Source organism: Nocardioides zhouii (genome assembly GCF_004137345.1).
Lineage (GTDB): Bacteria > Actinomycetota > Actinomycetes > Propionibacteriales > Nocardioidaceae > Nocardioides > Nocardioides zhouii.
Genome location: NZ_SDWV01000007.1, coordinates 1 through 22,631, shown reverse-complemented (window position 1 = coordinate 22,631; position 22,631 = coordinate 1). Strand labels below are relative to the sequence as shown.

Below are 22,631 nucleotides of genomic sequence, written 5' to 3'. Positions count from 1 at the left end.
AAGGTGGTGCCGTCGATCGTGACCGCGGCCTCCAGCCACTCCTTCTCGTCCGTCTCCTGGTAGGTGTCGATCATCGCGGCGACCGCGGACTCGTCGACCTCGATCGCGATCTGGTGGACGGTGCTCGCGTCCCAGACGCCGGCGCCGTCGGCCACCGTACGAGCGGCCGCGGAGACTCCCGATCCCGCGTCCGGCGGGCCCCCGTCGGCGCAGCCACCGAGCGTGAGGGCGGCAACGGCAACGACACCGGCGAGCCCGCGCCTCATGCGAGCACCCCGGTGTGCAGGGTGAGCCGGCTGGCGAGGTGCTGGCTGGTGACGCGGTGCCAGCGGTTGCCCTGCAGGTCGGGGGTCAGGAGCGCGAGTCCGGTGCCGTACTTGGAGATCCGGGTCGGCCGGTGGCCGAGCTCCCAGAGCCGGCGGTCGAGTGGACCGGGCCGGGCGCTGGCCGACTTGGTCTCGACGACCAGCACGTCGCCGACCTCGGCGGTGCCGTGGCCGGAGACCCAGCGGAGGTCGCGGTCGATGGTCGCCCGGGCGGTGTCGCCGTCGAGCAGGAGCGTCGTACGGCGATAGCTCGTGTGCAGCGTGGCCACGAGACCGGCCGGGTCCACGTCGTGCACGTGGGCCGCGGCGAGGCGGCCGCGCACCCACGCGCCCGCGCCCCCGTCGATGACGAGGATGTCGTCGCCGGAGCCGGGCAGCCGTTCCTTGACCGTGACGCCGCGGCGGCCGCGGGTCTTGACCTCGAGCCAGCGCTCGCCGGAGTCGGCGTACGTCCTCGTCCGCACCTTCCACCGCCTCCGCCGGCGGTGGGCGGCGGAGGTCCAGCTGTCGAGGTCGACGGTGTCGAGGTAGGTCGACTCGTAGCGCGAGGAGCGCCGGCCGTCGATCTCCAGCACGCGCATCCCGGGGATGCCGGTCAGCACGGCGTCGAGGTCGCCCGCAGGGATGACGTACTTGCGATCGGTGCGGGTCAGCAGCTCGGCCCGCTCGTTGAGCTCGGCGAGGGAGACGGTCGGAAGGCGATCGACGGCACTCATGCGGGGTCCCTACGGCGTTGTTCGGAGGAGCGGAGCGGGGGAGGAGAACGTCGTGGGGTGTTCATCGGGTGACCGCCGGCACGTCGTGGCGCTCCACCCGGGGCATGGCAGGTCGGGACGCTGCGGCGTAGTGGACCTCGACGGTGGTCGTGTCGTTGACCAGGTCGACGCGCACCGGCGTGACGCGGGTGACCCGGGCGTCGAGCAGCAGCTCGAGGCGCTCGACGAGCGTCGCCTCGTCGGTGATCGCTGAGTCGAGCACGACGACCTGCCGCAGCCCGGTGCCGTGCAGCAGCCGGCTGTCAGCAAGAGCGAGGACGCCCACCAACGCGGCCATCAGGGTGACGGAGAGCGCGACGTCACCGGTGCCGAGGCCGCCGATGAGGCCGATGGCCAGCGCGGCGAAGTAGTAGGCGATCTCGTGCTGCCCGAGCTCGTCGGAGCGGAGCCGGATGATCGAGAGGACACCGAACAGCCCCAGCCCGAGGCCGACGGTCGCCGCGCTGCCGGACAGCACGATCGTCACCGCCAGGACGCCGACGTTGACGGCGATGAAGGCGGTGACGAGGTCGGCGCGACGGTGGCGCGGGTAGTAGACGGCCATGGCGAGCACCAGCACGGCGACCAGGTCGACGGCGGCGAGGAGGTAGGTCGGGTTCATTGCGGTGTCCTTGCAGATCGGGCGGCGTTCGGTGTGCCCCGAGGTTGTCGCGCCGACCTGTCGCCCGCCTGCTCCCGACCTGTGGCCGCGCTGTAGATGCGGACCGACCTGAGAGGATCGGCGCCGTGGACGGACCCCTGCCCCTCGTGCTCATCTACGCGTCGCTGGCGTTCGCCGTGGTGGTGCTGGTGTACGTCGCCCTCGCCCGTACGCCCGACTGGGGCCTGCTCGGCTTCGCCGGGCTGATCGAGGCCGGGACGCTCGTGCTCCTGGTGATCGCCGGTGTCCAGGTCGGCAACGCTGACCTGAGCGGCGGCGCCACCGTCACGCTCTTCGGCTACCTGCTGGCCGGACTGGTCGTGCTGCCGATCGGCTTCGTGTGGTCGCTCGCCGAGCGGAGCCGCGGGGCGACCGCTGTACTCGCCGTGACGGGCCTGACCCAAGCCTTTGTCATCGTACGCACGCTGCAGGTGTGGTCGTGAGCTCCACGCGCAGCGGCGCGGGGCGCGCCCTCGTCGCGGTCTACGGCGTCTTCGCCCTCGCCGCCACCGCGCGCTCGCTGGTGCAGCTGGCGACCAAGGCCGACGAGGCGCCGCTCGCGTACGCCCTCTCGGCCCTCGCCGCGCTGGTCTACGTCGCCGCCACCCTCGGGCTCGCCGAGGTCGGACCGGCACCGCGCCGGCTGGCCTGGGCGGCCGTCGGCTTCGAGCTGGTCGGGGTGCTCACGGTCGGCACGCTGACCGTCCTCGACCCGGAGCTGTTCCCCGACCAGACCGTGTGGTCGGCGTACGGCGCGGGCTACGGCTGGCTGCCGCTCGTCCTGCCGTTCGTGGGCCTGGCCTGGCTCTGGCGCACGCGCCCCCGAGGTTGAGTGCGCTCGCGGTAGTGGTCGCCACGGGGCCGCGCACTCGACTTCGTGGGTCGCTCGGAGCACCATCAGTAGATGAACCTCGCCACCCGTGCCGCGGCCGCGTTCGGTGCCGCCCTGCTGCTCCTGCCGGCGTCCTCCGCCGGCGCCCTCCTGGTCAGTGCCACCGTGCTGCACGCCTCGCTCGCACCGAGCGGTGACGCTGACGGCTCGGGCATGGCGATGGTCACGCTCAGGCCGGCCGTGAGCCGAGTCTGCGCGACCATCTCGTGGTCCGGGATCGACAAGCCCTCCGCGGCCCACATCCACCGCCGATCGGACGGGCAGGTGGTCGTGGACCTGACGGGGTCGGTGACCGGCGGCGCGAAGTGCACGAACGCCTCGCGTCGGTTGATCCGTCGCATCGCCGATCAACCGGGCAGGTACTACGTCAACGTCCACAACCGGACGTACCCGGCGGGCGCCGTCCAGGGCTCCCTCGGCGCGCACCACATGTGACGCAGCCCTACGGCGACGTGGGCGGCAGGTGCTTCTTCATCAGCCGCTTGACGCGGCGCTCCTTGCGGTCGGGGATCATCGAGCGCATCTCCTCGAGCTTGCCGAAGCAGAGCAGCCGGTCCTCGCCCTCGAGGACCGTCTTGTTGCGGGGGTTCGGGATGACCTGCGGGCCGCGGTGGAGCGTCAGGACGGTGATGTCGCGCTCGTCGAGGCCCGAGTCGCCGAGCTTCTTGCCGACCATGTCGGAGCCCGCGTGCACGACGATCTCGGCCACGCCGTAGCCGGTCGAGACCGTCAGCCGCTGGCGTACGTCGATGTCGGGGAAGGCGACCTGGTTGTCGATGTAGTCGATGATCGCGCCGGCGACGTCGAGCTTGGTCGCGGCCTCGATGCCCTCCAGGCCGGGCGAGGAGTTCACCTCCATCACCTGCGGACCGTTCTTGCCCTCGAGCATGTCGACACCGGCGACGCGCAGGCCCATGATCTGCGCCGAGCGTACGGCCACGCGCTCGAACTCCTCGTCGAGCGCGACGGGCTCGACGCTGCCGCCGCGGTGCACGTTGGAGCGGAACTCATCGCCCTGCGCCACGCGACGCATCGCCGCGACCACGCGGTCGCCGACGACGAGAGCGCGGATGTCGCGCCCCTTGCTCTCCTTGACGAAGCGCTGGATCAGCACGTTCTGCCGGGTGCTCTGCAGCGTCTCGATGATCGCCTCGGCGACCTTCAGCGTCGGCGCGAGGATCACGCCGATGCCCTGGGTGCCCTCGAGCAGCTTGATCACGACCGGCGCACCGCCGACGCTCTCGATCGCGGGGATCACGTCGGCGCGGTCCTGCACGAAGGTCGTCGCCGGCATCGGGATCTTGTGGCGCGAGAGGATCTGCGTCGCGCGGAGCTTGTCGCGGCTGTTGGCGATGCCATAGCTGGTGTTGGGCGTGTAGACGTCCATCTGCTCGAACTGTCGCACGACGGCGGTGCCGAAGTAGGTGATCGAGTTGCCGATGCGCGGCAGCACGGCGTCGTACGTCGAGAGCTGCTTTCCGCGGAAGAGCAGGTCGGGCTCGTCCCCGGTGAGGTCGATGCCGAAGCGCAACGTGTTGAGCACCTTGACGTCGTGGCCGCGCTCGAGGGCGGCGGTGCGGAGTCGCTGGGTGCTGTAGGAGCGCGGTGCGCGGGAGAGGATGGCGAGCTTCACGGGCCTCATACAAGCACGAGGCGACCTGACAGGATGGTCGGGTGTCCACCTCCCCCGAGACCTCGCTTTCCGGGGACCAGCCCGTCGAGGTGACCGATCCCGTGGTCGTCGGCTGGCGCGAGTGGGTCGCCCTCCCGCAGGCCGGCGTCGAGTGGGTCAAGGCCAAGATCGACACCGGCGCGCGGTCGTCGGCCATCCATGCCTTCGACCTCGAGGCCTTCGACCGCGACGGCGCGGAGTGGGTGCGCTTCTCCCTCCATCCCTGGCAGAAGTCCGACGAGGACCACGTCGAGGTCAGCCTCCCGGTCCTCGACCGGCGCGAGGTCCGCTCGAGCAACGGCCAGGTCGAGCAGAGGTACGCCGTCGCGCTGGACGTGACGCTCGCCGGGCGCACCATCACGACCGTGATGACCCTGAGCAACCGCGACGAGATGGGCTTCCGGATGCTGATCGGGCGCGAGGCTCTCGAGCGCGGCTTCCTCGTCGACTCGGCACGCTCGTACGCCGGTGGCAAGCCGCGCCGGGCCGTCCGACGGAGGAACTGGGGCCGGTAGCCCACATCGAATCGTGAGGCGGACCACAGGGTCCGAACAGGGAGTCGACCCATCGTCGAGAACACATCGACGACAGGAATCCTCCCGTGCCAACACCCACCCGACGCGCCTTCCTCGTGGGCGGCCTCACCGCCCTCACCCTGACCACCGGCACCGGCGCGTGGGCGCTCGACCGCTTCGTCATCGACCACGTCGAGATCGCCGACGCGTCGGCGTACGAGGCGAGCCAGGGCAGCGACGGCGCCGAGCTCGACACCTCGCAGGCCGTGCTCACCGACGACGGCTGGTCGGCCGACGGCACCACGCTCACGGTGCGCGAGGTCAGCACCGGATCGGGCAGCCAGACCGTGACGTACTTCGTCGCCGACCTCGTCCTCAGCGACGCGACGGTGCTGCGCTCCGCCTTCGCCGGCGACTCCTTCGGCACCAACATCGTCGACGAGACCTCCGACATCGCCGAGCAGAACGGCGCGATCTTCGCGATCAACGGCGACTACTACGGCTTCCGCGAGACCGGCATCGTGATCCGCAACGGCGTCGCCTACCGCGACGCGGGCGCCCGTGAGGGGCTCGCGTTCTACCGCGACGGCCACGTCGAGCTCTACGACGAGACGGCGACCGACGCCGCGACCCTCGTCGACGCCGGGGTGTGGAACACGCTGTCCTTCGGCCCGGCGCTCGTCGCGGACGGCCAGGTGTTGAGCGGCATCGACGAGGTCGAGGTCGACACCAATGTCGGCAACCACTCGATCCAGGGCGACCAGCCGCGCACCGCCGTCGGCGTCGTCGACGACAACCACCTGCTGCTCGTGGTGGTCGACGGCCGGTCCTCGGGCTACAGCGCCGGCGCGACGATGACCGAGCTCGCGACGCTGATGCAGGGGCTGGGCGCCGTCACCGCGTACAACATCGACGGCGGCGGCTCCTCGACGATGGTCTTCGACGGCGAGCTGGTGAACCAGCCGAGCAACGGCGGTGAGCGCGGCACCTCCGACATCCTCTACGTCAAGGGCTGACCCCGTGTTGCCCACCGTGCTGGTGCCGGCGTACGTCCCCGGTCCCGCCCTGCTCCAGACCCTCGCCGACCTCCGGACGGCCCGCCCCGACTGGGCGCTGCTCGTCGTCGACGACGGTTCCGGAGCGGCGTACGCCGGTCTCTTCGAGGCGGCCCGCGCGGCCGGGGCCGAGGTCGTCACCCTGCCGACCAACCGCGGAAAGGGCGCCGCCCTCAAGGCCGGGCTCGCCCACGTCGCAGCGACCCGACCCGGCGCACCCGTGGTCTGCGCGGACGCCGACGGCCAGCACGCGCTGGACGACATCGTCGCCGTCGGCGAACGACTCGTCGCCGACCCAGACGCGCGTCGACTCGTCCTCGGCGCGCGGACCTTCGACGGTCGGGTGCCGCTGCGCAGCCAGCTCGGCAACACCGTCACCCGGTGGCTGTTCACCGCCGCCACCCGCACCCGGATCACCGACACCCAGACCGGCCTGCGCGGCATCCCGGCCGGCCTGCTGGCCTTGGGCCTGCGCCGTGCCGGGCGCGAGGTACGAGTACGAGCTCCAGGTCCTGCTGCGCGCGGGGCGGGCCGGCATCGAGCTCGACCAGCTGCCGATCGCCACGATCTACCTCGAGCACAACGCGTCGTCCCACTTCCGGCCCGTGCTCGACTCGCTGCGGGTCTACGCCCCAGTCGTGGCCTTCCTGGCCTCGTCGCTCGCCGCCTTCGTGATCGACACAGTGGCGCTGGTCGCGCTCCAGGCGATGACGGGCGACCTGCTCGTCGCGGTCGTCGGAGCGCGGCTGACGAGCGCCGGCGTGAACTTCGCGGTCAACCGTCAGCTCGTCTTCGACGCCGGGCACCGGGTCCGCACCCGCAGCGCCATCGGCCGCTACGCCCTCCTCGCCACCGGCCTGCTGGGCCTCAACTACCTCCTGCTCAGCGCGCTCTCCGGCGCGGGCGTCGGGCTGCTCCCGGCCAAGGTCGTCACCGAGCTGGCCCTCGTCTCAACGAGCTTCGCGGCCCAGCGCGGCTTCGTCTTCCGGGCGCCGGCTGGTCTCACAGGCAGTCCACAAGGTCAGCCCACGTCCCCGACAGGCGAGCCGACCACAGTCGACTCCACCAGCCGCTGAACCCGGCTCCCTTCTTCTCCACCTGCCCCGAAAGGCCGCTCCCATGCGACTTCTGCCCACCTCGACCAGGATCCGCCAGGCCGTCGCCGGCGGGGCCGCCGTCCTCCTCCTCGCCGGCTGCGGCACCTCCGTCGCCAGCGAGACCACGTCCACCACCACGACGTCGACGAGCTCCTCGACGTCCGTGGTGGCCAGTGACGGCACCACGGTGGCCGACGCCCTGGCCGACGACGTCACCGTCGAGACCGGCGACACGGCGTACGACGAGTCGGACGCGATCGCGGTCACCCTCGACGGCACGACCGCCAGCGCCGACAGCGACGCGGTGCGCACCGAGGACGGCACGGTCACTATCACCGCCGCCGGCACCTACGTCCTGACCGGCGACCTCACCGGCCAGGTGGTCGTCGACAGCGCGGCCGACGGCGTCGTACGCCTCGTGCTCGACGACGCGACCATCACCTCCGACACCACGGCAGCGATCAACGTGGTCGACGCCCGGTCGGTCGTGGTCGTGCTCGCCGACGGCAGCGACAACGCGCTGAGCGACGCGGCGACGTACGCCGACTCGTCCGAGGACGCGCCCACCGCGACGCTGTACTCCACCGCCGACCTCACCATCGGCGGCGCCGGATCGCTGACGGTGACCGGCAACAGCAACAACGGCATCGTCGGCAAGGACGGGCTCGTCATCACCGGCGGCACCGTCGAGGTGACCTCGGTCGACGACGGGATCATCGGCAAGGACTACCTCGTCCTGACCGACGGCAGCGTCACGGTCGACTCCGTCGGCGACGCCTTCAAGTCCGACAACACCGAGGACGCGGGCTCCGGCTTCGTGCTCGTCGAGGGCGGCGAGCTCACCGTCACCACCCAGGACGACGGCATCAAGGGCGTCCAGGTGCTCGTCAGCGGCGGCACCATCGACGTGGCTGGTTCCAACGAGGCCATGGAGGGCTCGCTGATCATCATCGACGACGGCGACGTCGAGCTGCACTCCGCCGACGACGGGGTCAACGCCGCGACGTCCGACGACAGTGCCGCCACCGACGGCGAGGCCGGACAGGGCGGCGGGATGGGCGGCGGCGCGATGCAGGCCGACGACTCGCTGCACCTGTTCGTCAACGGCGGCTCGCTCGAGGTCTGGGCGAGCGGCGACGGCCTCGACTCCAACGGCAACGCCACGATCACCGCCGGCGACATCATGGTCTACGGACCCACCACCGACGGCAACGGCGCCCTCGACGTGAACGGCACCTTCGAGGTCAGCGGCGGCACCCTGGTCGCCACCGGCAGCTCCGGGATGATGGTCGCCCCGTCGACCGACTCCGCGCAGGGCTGGATCGCCACCGCCCTCGCCTCGACCGCCGCGGCCGGCTCGGAGGTCGTGATCAGCGACGCCGACGGCGCCGAGGTGGCGACGTACGCGATCGAGAAGGACTTCGCCTCCGTCGTCTTCTCGTCGGTCGACATCGAGCAGGGCTCGACCTACACCGTCACGGTCGACGGCACCGCGACCACCGTCACCGCCGGCGTGGCACCGGCCGGGGGCCGCGGCCCGATGGGCGGCTGACTCCGATGACCGACCGCACCTCCACTCCCTCCACCACTCCAGAAGAAGAAGAAGGAACCTCCATGACCGAGAACCAGTTCCCCACCGCCCCCGCCACCGAAGGCTCCGCCACCCCCGTCGACCAGCCGGCGGCGCGGCGCACCTGGCGTGACCGCCTCCCGTCGGGTCGCAAGGCGGCCGCGGCCGGCGCCGTCGTGGCCGGGCTCGCGATCGGCGGTGCAGGCTTCGGCGCCGGGTACGCGGTCGCGGACAGCGGCGCGGACGACGCCGCGACCACCCGGACCACCGGCACCGACTGGGAAGACCGCGGGATGCCCGGCGACCGCGGCCCGATGGGCGACATGGACGGCGACGGGCAGATGGGCGGCCAGATGCCGGGCGGTCCGATGGACGGCACGACGCAGGGCGACGGCAGCACCGGGCAGGCGCCGGACTTCGACGGCGACGGCCAGCCCGACACCGACTCCGACAGCGGGACCGACTCCGGCTCGACCTCGGACTCCGCCACGCAGAACAGCTGACCCCCGACCGACCCGCCCCGGACCGCCTCTCCCCGTGAGGTGGCCGGGGCGGGTCTCGTGCGCGACTACCCTGAGCCCGTGACCACTGCCGCCGCTCCCGCTCAGGCTGCCTAGTGGCCCGCGAGTCCTTCGCCATCGGCGGCGTCCGGATCCGCGCCGGCACGGTGCGCGCCCTCGAGCTTCCGATCACCCGCCTGGTGACCGGTGCCGACGTGACGCTCCCGGTGCGGGTCGTGCACGGTCGCGAGGACGGGCCGAGCGTGTGGATCGACGCCGCCATCCACGGCGACGAGGTCGCCGGTGTCGAGATCGTTCGACAGGTGATGGCCGGCCTCGACCCCAAGACGTTCCGCGGGACGCTCGTCGCGGTGCCGATCGTCAACGTGCTCGGCTTCATGAACGGCGACCGCTACCTCCCCGACCGCCGCGACCTCAACCGGTCGTTCCCCGGCTCGGCGCGCGGGTCGCTCGCGAGCCGGATCGCCTACCTCTTCATGCGCGAGATCGTGGCTGGCTGCGAGGTCGGCATCGACCTCCACACCGGGTCCGACCGCCGCAGCAACCTGCCCCAGATCCGCGCCGACCTCGACGACCCCGGCACCCGCGAGCTCGCCCAGTCCTTCGGTGCCCCGGTCATGCTGCACGCCAAGATCCGCGACGGGTCGCTGCGCCACGCCGCCCGCGAGCAGGGCGCGAAGGTGCTGCTCTACGAGGCCGGCGAACCCCTGCGGTTCGACGCGTACGCCGTCGACGCGGGCGTGATCGGCGTACGCCGCGTGCTGGCGTCGCTCGGCATGACCGAGCCGGTCGACGAGCCGACGGTCGAGCCCAGCCTGGAGTGCCGGTCGAGCGGGTGGGTGCGGGCGCGCCGCACCGGGATCCTGCACCTCGATGTCGCCCTCGGCCAGAAGGTCAGCGACGGCGAGCGGCTCGGCACCCTCTTCGACTCCTTCGGCCGGACGCTGCGCGCGGTGTACGCCAGCCGCGACGGCATCGTCATCGGCCGCACCGAGGCGCCCCTCGTCAACTCCGGTGACGCGGTCGTGCACATCGCCAACTAGCGTGCCCTGCATGTCCTTCGACGTCGCTGGCTTCCGTGCCGAGTTCCCCTCGCTCGAGTCGGGCATCGCCCACTTCGACAACCCCGGCGGCACCCAGACGCCCCGAGTGGTCGGCGAGGCGATCGCCCGTACCCTCACCGGGCCGCTGTCGCAGCGCGGCGCCGCGACGACCAGCCAGCGCAACGCCGAGGAGTCCGTCGCCGGCTTCCGCTCGGCCATCGCCGACCTGGTCGGCGGGGTGGCCGAGGGGGTCGTCCACGGGCGCAGCGCGACGGCACTGACGTACGACTTCTCGCGCACGCTGTCGCGCACCTGGTCGCCGGGCGACGAGATCGTCCTCTGCGAGCTCGACCACGACTCCAACGTGCGGCCATGGATCCAGTCGGCCGAGCGGGCCGGCGTCACCGTGCGGTGGCTGCGGCTCGACCCCGCCACCGGCGAGCTCGACCTGTCGTCGCTCGACGCGATCACCGAGCGCACCCGGCTCGTCGCGATGACCGCGGCGTCCAACCTGCTCGGCACGCAGCCGCCGGTCGCGACCGTCGCCGCGCGCGCGCACGAGGTGGGTGCACTGGTCTACGTCGACGGCGTCCACCACGCCGCGCACGCCGCCCCCGACCTCGCCGCGATGGGCGCGGACCTCATGGTCTGCTCGCCGTACAAGTTCTTCGGGCCCCACTGCGGCGCGCTCGTCGCCGACCCGGCCCTGCTGGGGACGCTCCGCCCCGACAAGCTGCTGCCGTCGAGCGACGCCGTGCCGGAGCGGTTCGAGCTCGGCACGCTGCCCTACGAGCTGCTCGCCGGCGCGACCGCGGCGATCGACCTGATCGCCTCCCTCGGCTCGGGCGCGACCCGACGCGAACGGCTCGTCTCGGCCGCCGCCTCGATCGCCGAGCACGAGCTACGGCTGCGACTCCGGATCGAGGATGGCCTCGCCGACCTGGGCGATGACCTCACGCTCCACTCGCGCGCCGCCGATCGCACCTCCACGCTGTTCCTCACGTTCCGCGACCGCCTGCCCGTGGACGCGTACGAGGCGCTCGCGAAGCGTGACGTGCTGGTCCCGGCCGGCACCTTCTACGCGTACGAGACGTTCCGCGCGCTCGGCCTGCCCGTCGACTCGGGCCTGCGGATCGGGCTCGCGGCGTACACCGACGACTCCGACGTGGACCGCCTGCTCGAGGGCCTCGACGACTTCCTGAAGTGAGGTTGTGCCGTATATAGGTATGCACACGCTGGACGGACGGTGCAGGAGGAGTTCGGGACGCCGGAGGAGTGCGCCGCCGGCTTCGCCCCGGACCGCGCGCGCAAGCACAGGTGGGAGGCGATGCTCCTGGCGTTCCTCGGCATCATGCAGGGGCTCTGGCTCCTCGACGGCTTCAGCTGGCTGCGGGCGGCAGTGGCCGTGGGATTCCTGCTCTGTGCGTGGGCCGCGTACCGGCGCACCGACTGAGCGAGCCACGCTCGGCCTCCGACGTGCCTGACTCGAAGTCGGCTCGCGGCATCCGCGAGCGAAGGTCGACCTAGCCCCGCTGTCGGTAGGTCCGCGTGCGCGCGCCCGGCTCGAACCCGATGCCGCGGTAGAGCAATGCCGGCGCCGGGTAGTCGTCGTCACCGCGCGGGCAGACCAGCCCGGTGGTCGCCCCCAGCTCGCGGGCGGCGGTGAGGGCCGAGACGGAGGCGGCAGTCGCGAGGCCGCGGCGCGCGTGCGGATCCACGCAGCCGACGGGCTCGACCAGTGCCATGCCGGTCGCCTCGTCGAGCCACACGCAGCACGACGCGACCCACTCGCCCTCGTCCGTGACGACGACGTGGTCGGTGGCCGCGCGATAAGGCGCCGTGGCCATCAGCCGTTCGTACGCCGCGCTCGTGACAAGCGACGTCGCCGACCAGGCGGCGCGGTGGACCGCCGACCGCGGCTCGTGCTCGCCCTCGCGCACCGCGCGGACGGCGTACCCCTCGGGAAGGGCCACGTCCGGCAGGTCGGCCAGGTCGATGAAGTGGTGGGTGAACCATGGCGACTCGACCTCGACGAAAGCGACGTCGGCCAGCACCGCCAGCACCACGTCCTCGGTCTCGAGGGTGCTGGTCCTGACCTCGCCGTCGCACTCTCCGAGCGCGGCGTCCACGACGGCGCGTACGGCCTCGGGGTCGGCGCCGCAGACCTCCAGCCACCCCGGCGACTCCAGCCAGGCCCAGGCACCGTCGGTGATGAACACCGGTCCGAGGTCGAGCGCCGCGGGTTCGCCGTACGCCGCCGACCAGGCGAGCTGCCCGGGGTGGTGGCGCGCCCGCGGCGACCAGAGCGACGAGGCCAGGGCCTGCATGCGCGGGAGGGCAGCGTCGATGTCCAGCCGCTCGGGAGTCATGGCCGCACTCTCGCACCGCCGCCGCCTGCGCGGCACCGCGTTTTTTCAGTTGTCGTGCGCCTGCTCGGCGACTTCCTCCGAGCCCGCACCGTCCTCGTGCGTACGCGAGTCCAGGCCGTCGGTGTCCACGGTGTCGCCGACGGTGGCGTTGCCCGCGGGCTCGGCGTCGAGGGCGCGCTGCCGGTCCTCGTCGCTGACCCGCTCACCGGCGGCCGGGAAGTCCGACTCCTCGGAGTGCACGGCGTAGGGGTCGGCCTCGGGCTGGTCGTCGCTCATGCTCGCGACGCTACGCCGACGGCGTACCGCCGTGGTCGCCCACAGGGGTGGTGGCGTCCACGCCTCCGGGAGCGGTGCGCGGGACAGGTTCCCGGACGACAGAACCTGCCTCGCGCACCGCTCGACGGCCTACTCCCCGGACCGCGAGCCGGAGCGGCCGGGCTGCACCAGCTCGACACGCGAGCCGGGCGGCAGCGCCTGGACCAGCCGCAGCTGCGCGAGCGACGGGTGGTCGTCGAGCAGCTTGGCGCCGTTGGCGAGCGACCGCAGCGCGGCCGTCTCCGCCCGCGCTGCCTCGAGCTGAGCCTGCGCCCGGTGCCGGCCGACGACGAGCTCGGAGTAGGCCATCCGCAGGTCGATCGGCAGCACGACGTCCTTGACGACGACGTCGTGCACCCGGATGCCCACCTCGGCCGCCGCCCCCGCGACGGTCTCGGTGAAGCCGGCCACCAGACCGGTCCGCGGTGAGCGCACCAGCGCCTCGGCCTCCTGCGTCGCCAGCGCGTCACGCAGGGCGAGCTGGATGGCGAGGTAGACCGCGTGAACCGGGTCGCGCACCTTCTCGGTGAACACGACCGGGTCGCCGATGGTCCACACCCAGACCGCCGACACCTTGACGGTGACACCGTCGGCGGTCAGCAGCTCCTGGGCCGGCACGACGTCGATGTGCTGACGCACGTCGAGGACGTCGTACGTCGCCCGGGTCCGCTCGATGTGCCGACCCGGCTGCAGCACCCGGGTGGGCTCACCGTCGCGGCGCTCGAGCGCGACCTGCCACGGCTGCACCGTGAGACGGGGCCGCAGGACGTGGATGAGTGAGTGGATGAGGGACATGGCGATCCTCCTTCTGGTGGGCGTGGTGGGTGTGCGTGACGGATGGGATGGGGATGGTGGCCGGTGACCACAACGTCGAGCGGGGACCGGAACCGTCGTGCTGACCGGATCCGCCTCAGGGCTCGACCCTGCGCGTCGTCACCGGCCACCACCTGAGGAAGTGAGAGTCGAACTCACAGGAGTGAACAGCTCCGATGCCATTGCCTTGTCAGGGCTGGTGGCGAGGTACGACGCGCGGAACCGGCCCCGGAACTCCTGGCCTGCCGCTGATCTCGCCGCGACCAAGGGTAGGAGCCGACCGCATCGCAGCGCACCTGGTTTTCGACGCACCCCGCTGTCGCACCCCTCGGCCACAATGACGGCGTGACCCCCTGGGTGCTCCACGTCGACATGGACCAGTTCCTGGTCGCGGTCGAGCTGCTGCGCCGCCCCGAGCTCGTGGGGCTGCCGGTCGTGGTGGGCGGGCGGGGCGACCCCACCGAACGAGCGGTGGTGTCGACGGCGTCGTACGAGGCGCGGGCGCACGGCGTGCGCAGCGGGCTGGCGCTCAAGCTGGCCAAGCGGCGCAGCCCCGACGCGGTGTTCCTGCCGGTGGACTTCCCGGTCTACGAGGCCGCGTCGGCGGTGGTGATGCAGACGTTGCGCGCGACGCCTGGTGCCGTCGTCGAGGTGCTGGGGTGGGACGAGGCGTTCGTCGGCATCGAGACCGACGACCCGCTCGCGGCGGCCCGCTCGATCCAGGCGGCGGTGCTCGAGGCGACCGGACTTCACTGCTCGGTCGGCATCGGCGACACGCTCGTACGGGCCAAGATCGCCACCGACTTCGGCAAGCCGCAGGGCACGTTCCGGCTCACCCGCGACAACTGGATGGAGGTCATGGGCGAGCGGCCGACGACGGCCCTGTGGGGTGTCGGCACGAAGATCGGTGCACGGCTGGAGGCGATCGGCATCCGCACGGTCGCCGACCTGGCCGCGGCAGACGAGGAGGCACTGGTCGCCGCCTTCGGACCGGCGAGCGGCTCCCACCTGGGTCGGCTCGGGCGAGGTGGCGGACGGACGACGCCCGACGACACCCCGTGGGTGGCACGCGCACACGGCCGAGAGACGACCTACCAGGCCGACCTGATCACGCCCGACGAGGTGCGCGCCGCGCTGGCCGAGCTCGCCGCGCGCGTCGTCGACGACGTACGCAAGGAGGAGCGCGCGGTGCAGCGGGTGCACCTCAAGGTCCGGTTCGCGCCGTTCTTCACCTTCACCAAGGTGCGCAAGCTGCCCGAGCCGACCTTCGACGTCGAGGTGATCACGCAGACGGCGTACGACCTCTACCTCGCGCTCGACGACCAGCGACGCGTACGGCTGCTCGGCGTGCGCGGGGAGATGGTCCCGCCCGACGGCGGCTACTGACCGACGACAGTGGAGCCCGAGGGCGCTAGGTCGGGCCGCTGGCTCCACTGTCGCCATCAGCACCGAGTGACAGCAGAATGCCGGCTACTGACCGATCAGCGAGAGGCCGGCAGCGATCGCGAAGCCGACCACGGTGGCCAGGCCGGCGAGGTCCTTCGCCTTGTCCTTGGCCTCGGGCACCATCGAGTCGATCAGCATCGTGAGCAGCGCGCCGGCTGCGAAGCCGTCGATGAAGGCCTGGCCCTCGCTCGACACCACGTCGGACAGCGCCGCGCCGCCGACCGTCGCGGCGGCACAGAGGGCAGCGACACCAGCCCACAGTCCGAGGATCGAGCGACCCGACCGGCCACCCGAGCGCATGTCGGATGCGGAGCCGATCGCCTCGGGGAGGTTGGAGGCGAAGATCGCGACCACGAGCGCCGCACTGACGCCGCCGCCCGCCGCGATGCCGATCCCGAGGACCGCCTGCTCGGGGATGCCGTCGAGGAAGGCGCCGACGGCGAGCGGCGCCCCGGCCGACGAACCACCTGAGCGGTCACCCCACCGCTCGACCAGCCGGTCGGCGGCGAAGAAGGTGAGGCCGCCCAGGGCCAGCCCGCCCGCCACGGCGTACGCACTGCCGACCTTGAGCCCCTCCTCCGCGAGCTCGAAGGACACGCTCGCGATCAGTGCGCCCGCGCCGAAGCCGAGCACCAGCCCGACGACGCGGTCCGACCACGTCCGCACCAGCGCCAGCGCGGCGCCGATCAGCAGCGAGCTGGCGCCCAGCGCTCCCCAGCCGAGGGCCTCGATCACGTGACGATCATGCCACCGATCACTCCGTCGCGATGGCCGCCAGCACCTTCATCCGCGAGGCACGGATGGCGGGGACGATCGCCGCAAGCACGCCGAAGATCACGGCGACCACCAGGAAGATCAGCAGGTTGCTCACCGGCAGTGAGAGCACCGTCAGGTCGTCCTTGAGCGACTGCCGCAGCACGACCCCGATGACCAGGCCGACCACCATCCCCAGGACGGCGCCGAGCAGGGCGATCGCCACCGACTCGAGGGTGATCATGGTGCGCAGCTTGCGCCGCGAGAGCCCGACGGCGCGCAGCAGCCCGATCTCGCGGGTCCGCTCGAGGACGCTGAGCCCGAGGGTGTTGACGATGCCGATGACCGCGATGACGACGGCGAGGGCGAGGAGTCCGTAGATGACGTAGAGCAGCTGGTTGACCTGGCCGCTGATCAGCTCCTTGAACTCCTCCTTGTCCTGCACCGACAGGATCGGCAGGTCCTTGACCACGTCCTCGAGGTCCCGCTTGACCGTCGCGCGGTCGGCGCCGTCGGCGAGGGTGATGCTGAGGGTGGAGTCGCTGCGCTTGATGCCGGCGTCGGCGAGCACGGAGAGCGGGAAGGTGATCCCGCCCGTGGTCGGGGTGTCCTCGAAGACCCCCACGACCTCCAGCGGGATCTTCTTCCCACCGGGGAACTCCACGTCGATGGTGTCGCCGGGACCGGCCTTCAGGTCGTCGGCGCGGCCCTCGCTGAGGAGCGTCTGGTGGCCGGAGATCTGGTCGGTCCCGTCGATCATGGTGAGGTCGTAGATCTCGAAGAAGCCGGGGTCGACGCCGATCGCGAAGGTCTGGTCGGGCGTGCCGTCGACGTCGACGCTCACCGGCGTGCCCTGCTGGCGCGAGACCAGGTCGACGCCGTCGACGTCCTGCATCCGGTCTCCGAAGCCGGACGGGAAGCCCTGGAAGGTCGGCATCTGCACGAGGAAGTCGCTCTTGAACTGGTCGTCGACCACCTTGTCGTTCGTCGCGCTGAGCGACGAGGCGAGGACGCCGACGGCCGAGACGACCGCGAGCCCGATCATCAGGGCGGACGCGGTGGCGCCCGTACGACGCGGGTTGCGCAGGGCGTTCTCACCGGCGAGGAGACCCGCCGTGCCGAACAGCCGGCCGAACACGGCGCGGCACGCGACCAGCACCGGGTGGCCGAGGACGGGTGCGAGCACCGCGGTCGTGATGACCCAGATCACCGCGCCGGCACCGATCCAGATGGCGTCCGTGCCGGGTGCTCCGACCAGCCCGGCCGCGGCGAGGGCGACGCCCACGGCCATGGCGATCGAGCCCAGCACGAGGCGCCGGCCCATTCCCTTCTCCTGGACCACGAGGTCGTCGCGCATCGCCGCGACGGGCGGCACCTTGGCGGCCCGGCGGGCAGGGACGAAGGCCGCGACCATCGTCACCAGGATGCCCACGACGTAGCCCGCGATGATCGTGAAGGGCGTGAGGGTCAGCACGTCGCCGGCGATGTCGAGGCCGAACGTACGGAAGAGCCCCGCGAGCAGGCGCGACAGCCCCAGCCCGAGCAGGAGCCCGAGCGTCGCTCCGACCACCGCCATCAGGAACGCCTCGATGAGCACCGAGCGGGTGACCTGCTTCTTGCTCGCCCCGAGCGCGCGCAACAGGGCGGACTCCCGCACCCGCTGGGAGACGAGGATCGAGAAGGTGTTGAAGATGATGAAGGCGCCGACCACGATCGCGATCACGGCGAAGGTGGTCAGGAAGATGGAGATGACGTCGAGGAACTGGCCGATCTGGTCCTGGGTCTCCTTGACCACCTTGTCGCCGGTCACGGCGGTGAAGCCCCCCGGCACCACCGCGTCCGCGGCATCGGCGAGCTGCGTCTGGGAGACGCCGTCCGCTGCGGTGAGCGCGACGCTCGTGAACGCGTCCTCGCCGCCGAGGAAGATCTCCTGCGCCTCCGACGTGTCGAGCAGCACCAGCGTCGCGCCGGCCGTGCCGCCACCGTTGAAGTCGGCGGTGCCGACGAGCGTGAACGTACGCCGGGGGTCCTGGACCTCGGTCGGCACGATCATCGTGACGGTGTCACCGATGTCGTAGCCGCCGCGCTCCGCCGACGAGGTGTCGAGCGTGACCTCGCCGGGCTTCTCGGGCCAGCCGCCCTGGCTGAGCTCGAGGACCTCGTCACCGGCCATGTTCTCGCCGGGCGCGTAGTTGAACGCCAGCGTCGGGGCACCCTGCCCGCCGACCAGCTTGTCGTCCTTGCCGAGGAGGAACGAGCCGAAGCCGTCGACGGAGCCGGTCGCGGCCGCCACCTCGGGCAGGGCGCCGATCTTGTCGATGTCGGCAGGGGTGATCAGCTGCGTGGTGGCGACACCCGCGTTGGCGCCCGAGACGTCACCGGCCGGTCGCACCAGGCCGTCGGGGGTCGACCCGCTGACGATGTTCTGGAAGGTGGCGTTGAGGCCGGTGCTGAAGGTCATCACGCCGGCGAGGAAGCCGATTCCGAGCACGATCGCGAGCGTGCTCATCAGCAGGCGCACCTTGCGGGCGAGCAGGTTGCGCCAGGTCAGGAGGAGCACGTCAGCTCGCCGCCTTCTTCACGGCGGCGTCCTGCAGGCTGGCCATCTTGGCGAGGATCTGGTCGCGGTCGGGCGAGCGCAGCTCGTCGACGATGACGCCGTCGGCGAGGAACAGCACCCGGTCCGTGTACGACGCCGCGACGGGGTCGTGCGTCACCATCACGACGGTCTGGCCGAACTCGTCGACGCTGCGGCGGAGGAAGCCGAGCACCTCGGCGCTGCTCGTGGAGTCGAGGTTGCCGGTGGGCTCGTCGGCGAAGACGATCCTCGGCTGGCTGACCAGCGCGCGGGCGCAGGCGACGCGCTGCTGCTGGCCGCCCGACATCTCGCTCGGACGGTGACCGAGGCGCGGGCGCAGCCCGACCGCGTCGACGACCTGGTCGAACCACGCGCGGTCGGGCTTGCGGCCGGCGAGGCTCAGCGGCAGCAGGATGTTCTCCTCCGCGCTGAGGGTGGGCACGAGGTTGAACGACTGGAAGACGAAGCCGACCCGCTCCCGGCGCAGCGTGGTGAGGTCCTTGTCCTTGAGCTTGCCGAGGGAGGTGCCGTCGACGACGGCCTCGCCGGAGGTCGGGGTGTCGAGGGCGGCCAGGCAGTGCATGAGGGTCGACTTGCCGGAGCCGGACGGCCCCATGATGGCCGTGAACTCCCCCTGCATGAGGTCGACGGTCACACCGTCGAGGGCCCGCACCTCCGCCTCGCCCTTGCCGTACACCTTGATCAGGTCGCGTGCGCTTGCTGCGACGGCGTTCGTCGCGTCCCCCGGCTGCTGAGTCATGCGACGAGTCTCGCAGGGCTGCGAAGCGGGCAGCCATGGGATATCACCCCCAGCCTGCCCTGACATCCGTCAGGGGTGTGCCGGGGTGTCGGCAGGGGTCTGGACCACTGCTGTCGCACCTCTAGGTTGAGCGCGTGGGAGACATCGCCGCCGGGCTGCTGACGGGCCTCTCCCTCATCGTCGCGATCGGCGCGCAGAACGCTTTCGTCCTCCGCCAGGGCCTGCGCCGCAGCCATGTCGCGGTCGTCGTCGCGATCTGCGCGGTCTCCGACGCAGTACTCATCGTGGCCGGCGTCGCCGGCATCGGCGTGGTGGTCGACCGCGCGCCGTGGGCGATCGAGGTGATCCGCTGGCTCGGCGTCGCGTTCCTGACGGCGTACGGCCTCGCCTCGCTGCTGCGCGCGCGCCGAACCCAGGCGCTCGCCGTCGACGGAGCGGTGGTCGAGTCGCGCGGCGGCGTGGTGGCCCGCGCGGTCGCGCTGACCTGGCTCAACCCGCACGTCTACCTCGACACCGTCCTGCTGCTCGGCTCGATCGCCGGCACCCACGGCCACCCCGGCCGCTGGTGGTTCGCCCTCGGCGCGTGCCTGGCCAGCATCGGCTGGTTCACCGGTCTGGCGTACGGCGCCCGGCTCGCCGCGCCGCGGCTCGCGAACCCCCGCGCCTGGCAGGTCCTCGACGTCCTCATCGGGCTGGTGATGCTCGCGATTGCGGTCCGGCTGGCCCTAGGCTCCTGAGGTAGTCCAGTGACTTTCGGCTGTCCGGAGGCCGTCTCGACAGCCATCCCTCACTGGACTACCCCCGGCGCGCACACGAGCGCTCAGGAGTCCGAGGACTCCCGGGCGACGGCCTCGTCGTGGCGGGCGTGGAGGCGGTCGCGGATCTCGCCGGCGTCGTAGTGGCGGCGTACGCGCTCGTCGCGGGCGACCGCGGCACCGGTCGCGACACCGGCCAGGATCCCGGCCAGGCCGAGCAGCTTCCACACGCGCATGGCCCGAGCGTATCCCCGACCGCGCACCGCGAGGCGGGGTCGTGCGGCAGACTTCCCGGCATGGCGACGTCGGTGACCCTCGACCAGGCGGTGGACCTGACCCGGAGCGGCGACATCTGGCTGTTCCGTGGGCGCCGCGCGCCCGACCGGGCGATCCGCGCGGTGACGAACTCGCCGGTCAACCACGTCGGGATCGCTGTGGTCGTCGACGACCTGCCGCCGCTGATCTTCCACGCCGAGCTCGGCAAGAAGCAGGTCGACATGTGGACCGGCGGCCACCACCGCGGCGTCCAGCTGCACGACCTGCGCGAGGCGGTGTCGCGGTGGCAGACCGAGTACGGCCAGGACGCGTGGCTGCGCCAGCTCGAGCCGGAGATCGGCCAGGTCGAGGAGGACGGCATGCTCCGTACGGTCGCGCGCCTCGACGGCGTCTCCTTCCCCAGCCTCACCAAGCTCGGCGCGCGCTGGCTGCGCGGCCGCGACGCGTACGTCCCGCACCGTCACCGGGCCCGACGCGTCACCCCCGAGGCGGCGTTCTGCGCGGAGATCGTGGCGAGCTGCTACATCGAGATGGGCATCCTGCGAGACGACCGCCGCGCCACCTGGTACGACCCGGGCACCTTCTGGAGCGGCGACTACCTCCCGATCTCCGACGGCTGGACCCTCGGCAAGGAGGTCGCGGTCAGTCGCTGACGGCGGCCGTGAAGCGCGCCCCCAGCACCGCCACCGCAGCCTTCAGCTCCGCACCTCCCACGACGGTGAACGCGAACGGGACGCCGGCCAGCCACTCGCCGGCGTACGCCGTCGCGTTGCTCGTGGTGCCCACCAGCTCGCAGCCACCTCCCGGCCGCGCGCGCAGCTCGCCGAGCGTGGGCCGGATCCACGGCCTGACCTCCTCGAGCGGCGCCTCAAACACGACGTACGTCTCGTGCTCCCAGCCCTTGCCCAGGTTGGCCTCGAGCTCGGCCGCGGGGTCGAGGTCGGCGGGCACCTCGAAGGTGCCGTCGAGGAGGTGGACCTCGGTGATCCGGTCGATCCGGAAGGTGCGCAGCTCGCTGGCGTGGTGGGAGTGGCAGAGCAGGTACCACCGGCCGTAGCGGACCACCACGGACCACGGGTCGACCTCGAACGTACGAGCGTTGCCGGCAGCCGTGCGGTAGCCGAGCCGCACCTGGCGCTGCCCCGCGACGGCCTCCACCAGCTCGGTGGTCACGGTGGCGTCGGGCTTGGCCGGGAAGCGCTCGGGCACGGCGCGAGCGGTCTCGCGGAGGGCGACGGCCTGCCGGGCGACGTTGCTCGGCAGCACCCGCAGGATCTTGCCGAGCGCGGAGCCGACCGGGTCGTCGGGGTCGGCGACCGCGTGCTGGGAGTCGAGCGCGGCCATCACCAGGCCGAGCGCCTCGGTCGCGGAGAAGACGAGCGGTGGCAGCCGCAGGCCCCGGCCCAGGGTGTAACCGCCGTACGGCCCGCGGGTCGACTCCACCGGGATGTCGGCCTCGCGCAGGATCGCGACGTAGCGGCGCGCGGCACGCTCGGTGACGCCGAGCCGCTGGGCGAGGTCGGCGGCCGTGATGCCCGGCCGGGTCTGCAGGATGTCGAGCGCCCGGAGGGCGCGCGCGGTCGGGCTGATCTCGCTCATGGGGCGATGGTGCCACCGGATCCGGTCGTGGAGCGTCCGGAATGCTCGTTAGCGTGGTCGACGTACCTCCACCACCGACCCCACCCGCACTCAACTGGGAGAACACCATGGACATCGTCCTCATCGCCGGCATGTGGCTCGACGGATCCGCGTGGGACGACGTCGTCCCCGAGCTCGAGCGGCTCGGGCACCGTCCCCAGGCCCTCACGCTGCCCGGGCAGGGCGACGGCAACACCGCGGCGACGTACGACGACCAGGTGGCCGCGATCCTCTCCGCGGTCGACGCCACGGACGGACCGGCGTTCGTGGTCGGCCACTCGGCGGCCTGTGCGCTGGCCTGGGTCGCCGCCGACGCCCGGCCCGAGAAGGTGGCGCGCGTCGCACTGGTGGGCGGCATGCCCAACGGTGATGGCGAGACCTACTTCGGCTTCTTCGCCCCGGTCGACGGCGTGGTGCCGTTCCCGGGGTGGGAGCCGTTCGAGGGCCCGGACTCCGACGACATGTCCGCCGAGCTCAAGGCGAGCGTCGCGGCCGGCGCCATCGCCGTACCGGCCGCCGTCACGCAGGGCACCATCCACCTCACCGACGAGCGCCGCTACGGCGTGCCGGTGACGATGGTGTGCCCGGAGTACTCCCCGGCCCAGGCGAAGGAGTGGATGGAGTCGGGCGACATCCCCGAGCTCGCCAAGTCCACCAGCGTCGACTTCGTCGACATCGACTCCGGCCACTGGCCGATGTTCACCCAGCCGGCCGCGCTGGCCGCCCTGATCGACGAGGCCGCGCGCAGCTAGGGCGTGTCTCCAATGTTGAGCGTGGTTCGGGCTTGATGCTGGGTCCATGACGCGGATGGCGGTGCTCAG

The 22,631-nt window shown here is 72.0% G+C and carries 26 protein-coding genes and 1 pseudogene; 16 read left to right on the top strand and 11 right to left on the bottom strand.

Features of this window, described 5'->3' with window-relative positions; genetic code table 11:
• Nucleotides 1–262: 262 nt before the first annotated feature.
• Complete coding sequence (locus EUA94_RS08550; RefSeq protein WP_129426457.1) at nt 263–1,042, bottom strand: polyphosphate polymerase domain-containing protein; 780 nt, start codon at nt 1,040–1,042, stop codon at nt 263–265.
• Nucleotides 1,043–1,103: 61 nt separating this feature from the next.
• Nucleotides 1,104–1,703, bottom strand: a complete 600-nt coding sequence (locus tag EUA94_RS08545; RefSeq protein ID WP_129426456.1) for a DUF4956 domain-containing protein — start codon at nt 1,701–1,703, stop codon at nt 1,104–1,106.
• Between the two features lie 125 nt (nt 1,704–1,828).
• On the opposite strand from EUA94_RS08545, the gene EUA94_RS08540 reads away from it, so the two are divergent.
• The 3 genes from EUA94_RS08540 (at nt 1,829) to EUA94_RS08530 (ending at nt 3,069) form a co-directional block, all read left to right on the top strand.
• The gene (locus tag EUA94_RS08540) at nt 1,829–2,185 is read left to right on the top strand and encodes a hypothetical protein (RefSeq protein WP_129426455.1); all 357 of its coding nucleotides are present in this window, start codon (nt 1,829–1,831) and stop codon (nt 2,183–2,185) included.
• On the top strand, nt 2,182–2,574 hold the full coding sequence (locus tag EUA94_RS08535; RefSeq protein ID WP_207210461.1) for a hypothetical protein: 393 nt from the start codon (nt 2,182–2,184) through the stop codon (nt 2,572–2,574). The genes EUA94_RS08540 and EUA94_RS08535 overlap by 4 nt, the downstream gene beginning before the upstream one ends.
• A gap of 72 nt (nt 2,575–2,646) precedes the next feature.
• On the top strand, nt 2,647–3,069 hold the full coding sequence (locus tag EUA94_RS08530) for a CHRD domain-containing protein (protein ID WP_129426453.1): 423 nt from the start codon (nt 2,647–2,649) through the stop codon (nt 3,067–3,069).
• Nucleotides 3,070–3,076: 7 nt separating this feature from the next.
• Here the strand turns inward: EUA94_RS08530 and EUA94_RS08525 are convergent, their stop codons facing one another.
• A complete protein-coding gene (locus EUA94_RS08525) occupies nt 3,077–4,267 on the bottom strand; it encodes a RimK family alpha-L-glutamate ligase (RefSeq protein ID WP_129426452.1) in 1,191 nt (396 codons plus the stop codon).
• A 41-nt stretch (nt 4,268–4,308) separates the two neighbouring features.
• On the opposite strand from EUA94_RS08525, the gene EUA94_RS08520 reads away from it, so the two are divergent.
• The 9 genes and pseudogenes from EUA94_RS08520 to EUA94_RS08480 all read left to right on the top strand — a co-directional run bounded on the left by EUA94_RS08520 (nt 4,309) and on the right by EUA94_RS08480 (nt 11,560).
• The gene (locus EUA94_RS08520; protein WP_242494749.1) at nt 4,309–4,821 is read left to right on the top strand and encodes an ATP-dependent zinc protease family protein; all 513 of its coding nucleotides are present in this window, start codon (nt 4,309–4,311) and stop codon (nt 4,819–4,821) included.
• A gap of 86 nt (nt 4,822–4,907) precedes the next feature.
• On the top strand, nt 4,908–5,837 hold the full coding sequence (locus tag EUA94_RS08515; protein WP_129426451.1) for a phosphodiester glycosidase family protein: 930 nt from the start codon (nt 4,908–4,910) through the stop codon (nt 5,835–5,837).
• Nucleotides 5,797–6,117 (top strand): annotated as a pseudogene (locus EUA94_RS23110) (glycosyltransferase); the annotation flags it as partial. The gene EUA94_RS08515 and the pseudogene EUA94_RS23110, both read left to right, overlap by 41 nt.
• Before the next feature lie 235 nt (nt 6,118–6,352).
• Nucleotides 6,353–6,952: a GtrA family protein gene (locus tag EUA94_RS08505; protein WP_129426450.1), complete on the top strand. Its 600-nt coding sequence runs from the start codon at nt 6,353–6,355 to the stop codon at nt 6,950–6,952.
• Nucleotides 6,953–6,995: 43 nt separating this feature from the next.
• Nucleotides 6,996–8,525, top strand: coding sequence for a carbohydrate-binding domain-containing protein (locus EUA94_RS08500; protein WP_129426449.1), 1,530 nt, complete (start codon nt 6,996–6,998; stop codon nt 8,523–8,525).
• A 62-nt stretch (nt 8,526–8,587) separates the two neighbouring features.
• The gene (locus tag EUA94_RS08495; protein WP_129426448.1) at nt 8,588–9,046 is read left to right on the top strand and encodes a hypothetical protein; all 459 of its coding nucleotides are present in this window, start codon (nt 8,588–8,590) and stop codon (nt 9,044–9,046) included.
• Between the two features lie 113 nt (nt 9,047–9,159).
• Nucleotides 9,160–10,107, top strand: a complete 948-nt coding sequence (locus EUA94_RS08490) for a succinylglutamate desuccinylase/aspartoacylase family protein (RefSeq protein ID WP_129426447.1) — start codon at nt 9,160–9,162, stop codon at nt 10,105–10,107.
• Nucleotides 10,108–10,117: 10 nt separating this feature from the next.
• Nucleotides 10,118–11,314 (top strand): cysteine desulfurase-like protein, encoded by a 1,197-nt coding sequence (locus tag EUA94_RS08485; protein WP_129426446.1) that lies wholly within the window; start codon nt 10,118–10,120, stop codon nt 11,312–11,314.
• A 39-nt stretch (nt 11,315–11,353) separates the two neighbouring features.
• Complete coding sequence (locus tag EUA94_RS08480; RefSeq protein ID WP_129426445.1) at nt 11,354–11,560, top strand: hypothetical protein; 207 nt, start codon at nt 11,354–11,356, stop codon at nt 11,558–11,560.
• Between the two features lie 70 nt (nt 11,561–11,630).
• On the opposite strand, the gene EUA94_RS08475 is transcribed toward EUA94_RS08480, so the two are convergent.
• The 3 genes from EUA94_RS08475 to EUA94_RS08465 all read right to left on the bottom strand — a co-directional run bounded on the left by EUA94_RS08475 (nt 11,631) and on the right by EUA94_RS08465 (nt 13,586).
• Nucleotides 11,631–12,476 (bottom strand): GNAT family N-acetyltransferase, encoded by an 846-nt coding sequence (locus EUA94_RS08475; RefSeq protein WP_129426444.1) that lies wholly within the window; start codon nt 12,474–12,476, stop codon nt 11,631–11,633.
• A 45-nt stretch (nt 12,477–12,521) separates the two neighbouring features.
• Entirely contained in the window at nt 12,522–12,752 is a 231-nt protein-coding gene (locus EUA94_RS08470) for a hypothetical protein (RefSeq protein ID WP_129426443.1), read from the bottom strand.
• A 129-nt stretch (nt 12,753–12,881) separates the two neighbouring features.
• Nucleotides 12,882–13,586 carry an SPFH domain-containing protein gene (locus EUA94_RS08465; protein WP_129426442.1) on the bottom strand — a complete coding sequence of 235 codons (705 nt, stop codon included), beginning with the start codon at nt 13,584–13,586 and terminating at the stop codon, nt 12,882–12,884.
• 363 nt (nt 13,587–13,949) lie between these two features.
• On the opposite strand from EUA94_RS08465, the gene EUA94_RS08460 reads away from it, so the two are divergent.
• The gene (locus EUA94_RS08460; protein ID WP_207210460.1) at nt 13,950–14,990 is read left to right on the top strand and encodes a DNA polymerase IV; all 1,041 of its coding nucleotides are present in this window, start codon (nt 13,950–13,952) and stop codon (nt 14,988–14,990) included.
• Between the two features lie 84 nt (nt 14,991–15,074).
• Here the strand turns inward: EUA94_RS08460 and EUA94_RS08455 are convergent, their stop codons facing one another.
• From EUA94_RS08455 to EUA94_RS08445, 3 genes are read right to left on the bottom strand one after another with little or no spacing between them, the layout of a single operon-like run.
• Nucleotides 15,075–15,785, bottom strand: a complete 711-nt coding sequence (locus EUA94_RS08455; protein WP_129426441.1) for a ZIP family metal transporter — start codon at nt 15,783–15,785, stop codon at nt 15,075–15,077.
• A gap of 19 nt (nt 15,786–15,804) precedes the next feature.
• Nucleotides 15,805–18,363: an ABC transporter permease gene (locus EUA94_RS08450; protein ID WP_242494747.1), complete on the bottom strand. Its 2,559-nt coding sequence runs from the start codon at nt 18,361–18,363 to the stop codon at nt 15,805–15,807.
• Between the two features lies 1 nt (nt 18,364).
• A complete protein-coding gene (locus EUA94_RS08445) occupies nt 18,365–19,141 on the bottom strand; it encodes an ABC transporter ATP-binding protein (RefSeq protein ID WP_129426440.1) in 777 nt (258 codons plus the stop codon).
• 134 nt (nt 19,142–19,275) lie between these two features.
• Between EUA94_RS08445 and EUA94_RS08440 the strand changes: the two genes are divergently transcribed.
• Nucleotides 19,276–19,878, top strand: coding sequence for a LysE/ArgO family amino acid transporter (locus tag EUA94_RS08440; RefSeq protein ID WP_129426439.1), 603 nt, complete (start codon nt 19,276–19,278; stop codon nt 19,876–19,878).
• Nucleotides 19,879–19,961: 83 nt separating this feature from the next.
• On the opposite strand, the gene EUA94_RS22115 is transcribed toward EUA94_RS08440, so the two are convergent.
• Nucleotides 19,962–20,132 carry a hypothetical protein gene (locus EUA94_RS22115; RefSeq protein ID WP_165356841.1) on the bottom strand — a complete coding sequence of 57 codons (171 nt, stop codon included), beginning with the start codon at nt 20,130–20,132 and terminating at the stop codon, nt 19,962–19,964.
• A 60-nt stretch (nt 20,133–20,192) separates the two neighbouring features.
• Between EUA94_RS22115 and EUA94_RS08435 the strand changes: the two genes are divergently transcribed.
• Nucleotides 20,193–20,825 carry a hypothetical protein gene (locus EUA94_RS08435; RefSeq protein WP_129426438.1) on the top strand — a complete coding sequence of 211 codons (633 nt, stop codon included), beginning with the start codon at nt 20,193–20,195 and terminating at the stop codon, nt 20,823–20,825.
• On the opposite strand, the gene EUA94_RS08430 is transcribed toward EUA94_RS08435, so the two are convergent.
• Nucleotides 20,815–21,771, bottom strand: a complete 957-nt coding sequence (locus tag EUA94_RS08430; protein ID WP_129426437.1) for a helix-turn-helix transcriptional regulator — start codon at nt 21,769–21,771, stop codon at nt 20,815–20,817. The genes EUA94_RS08435 and EUA94_RS08430 overlap by 11 nt on opposite strands.
• 107 nt (nt 21,772–21,878) lie before the next feature.
• On the opposite strand from EUA94_RS08430, the gene EUA94_RS08425 reads away from it, so the two are divergent.
• Nucleotides 21,879–22,562: an alpha/beta fold hydrolase gene (locus EUA94_RS08425; protein ID WP_129426436.1), complete on the top strand. Its 684-nt coding sequence runs from the start codon at nt 21,879–21,881 to the stop codon at nt 22,560–22,562.
• Nucleotides 22,563–22,631 lie beyond the last annotated feature (69 nt).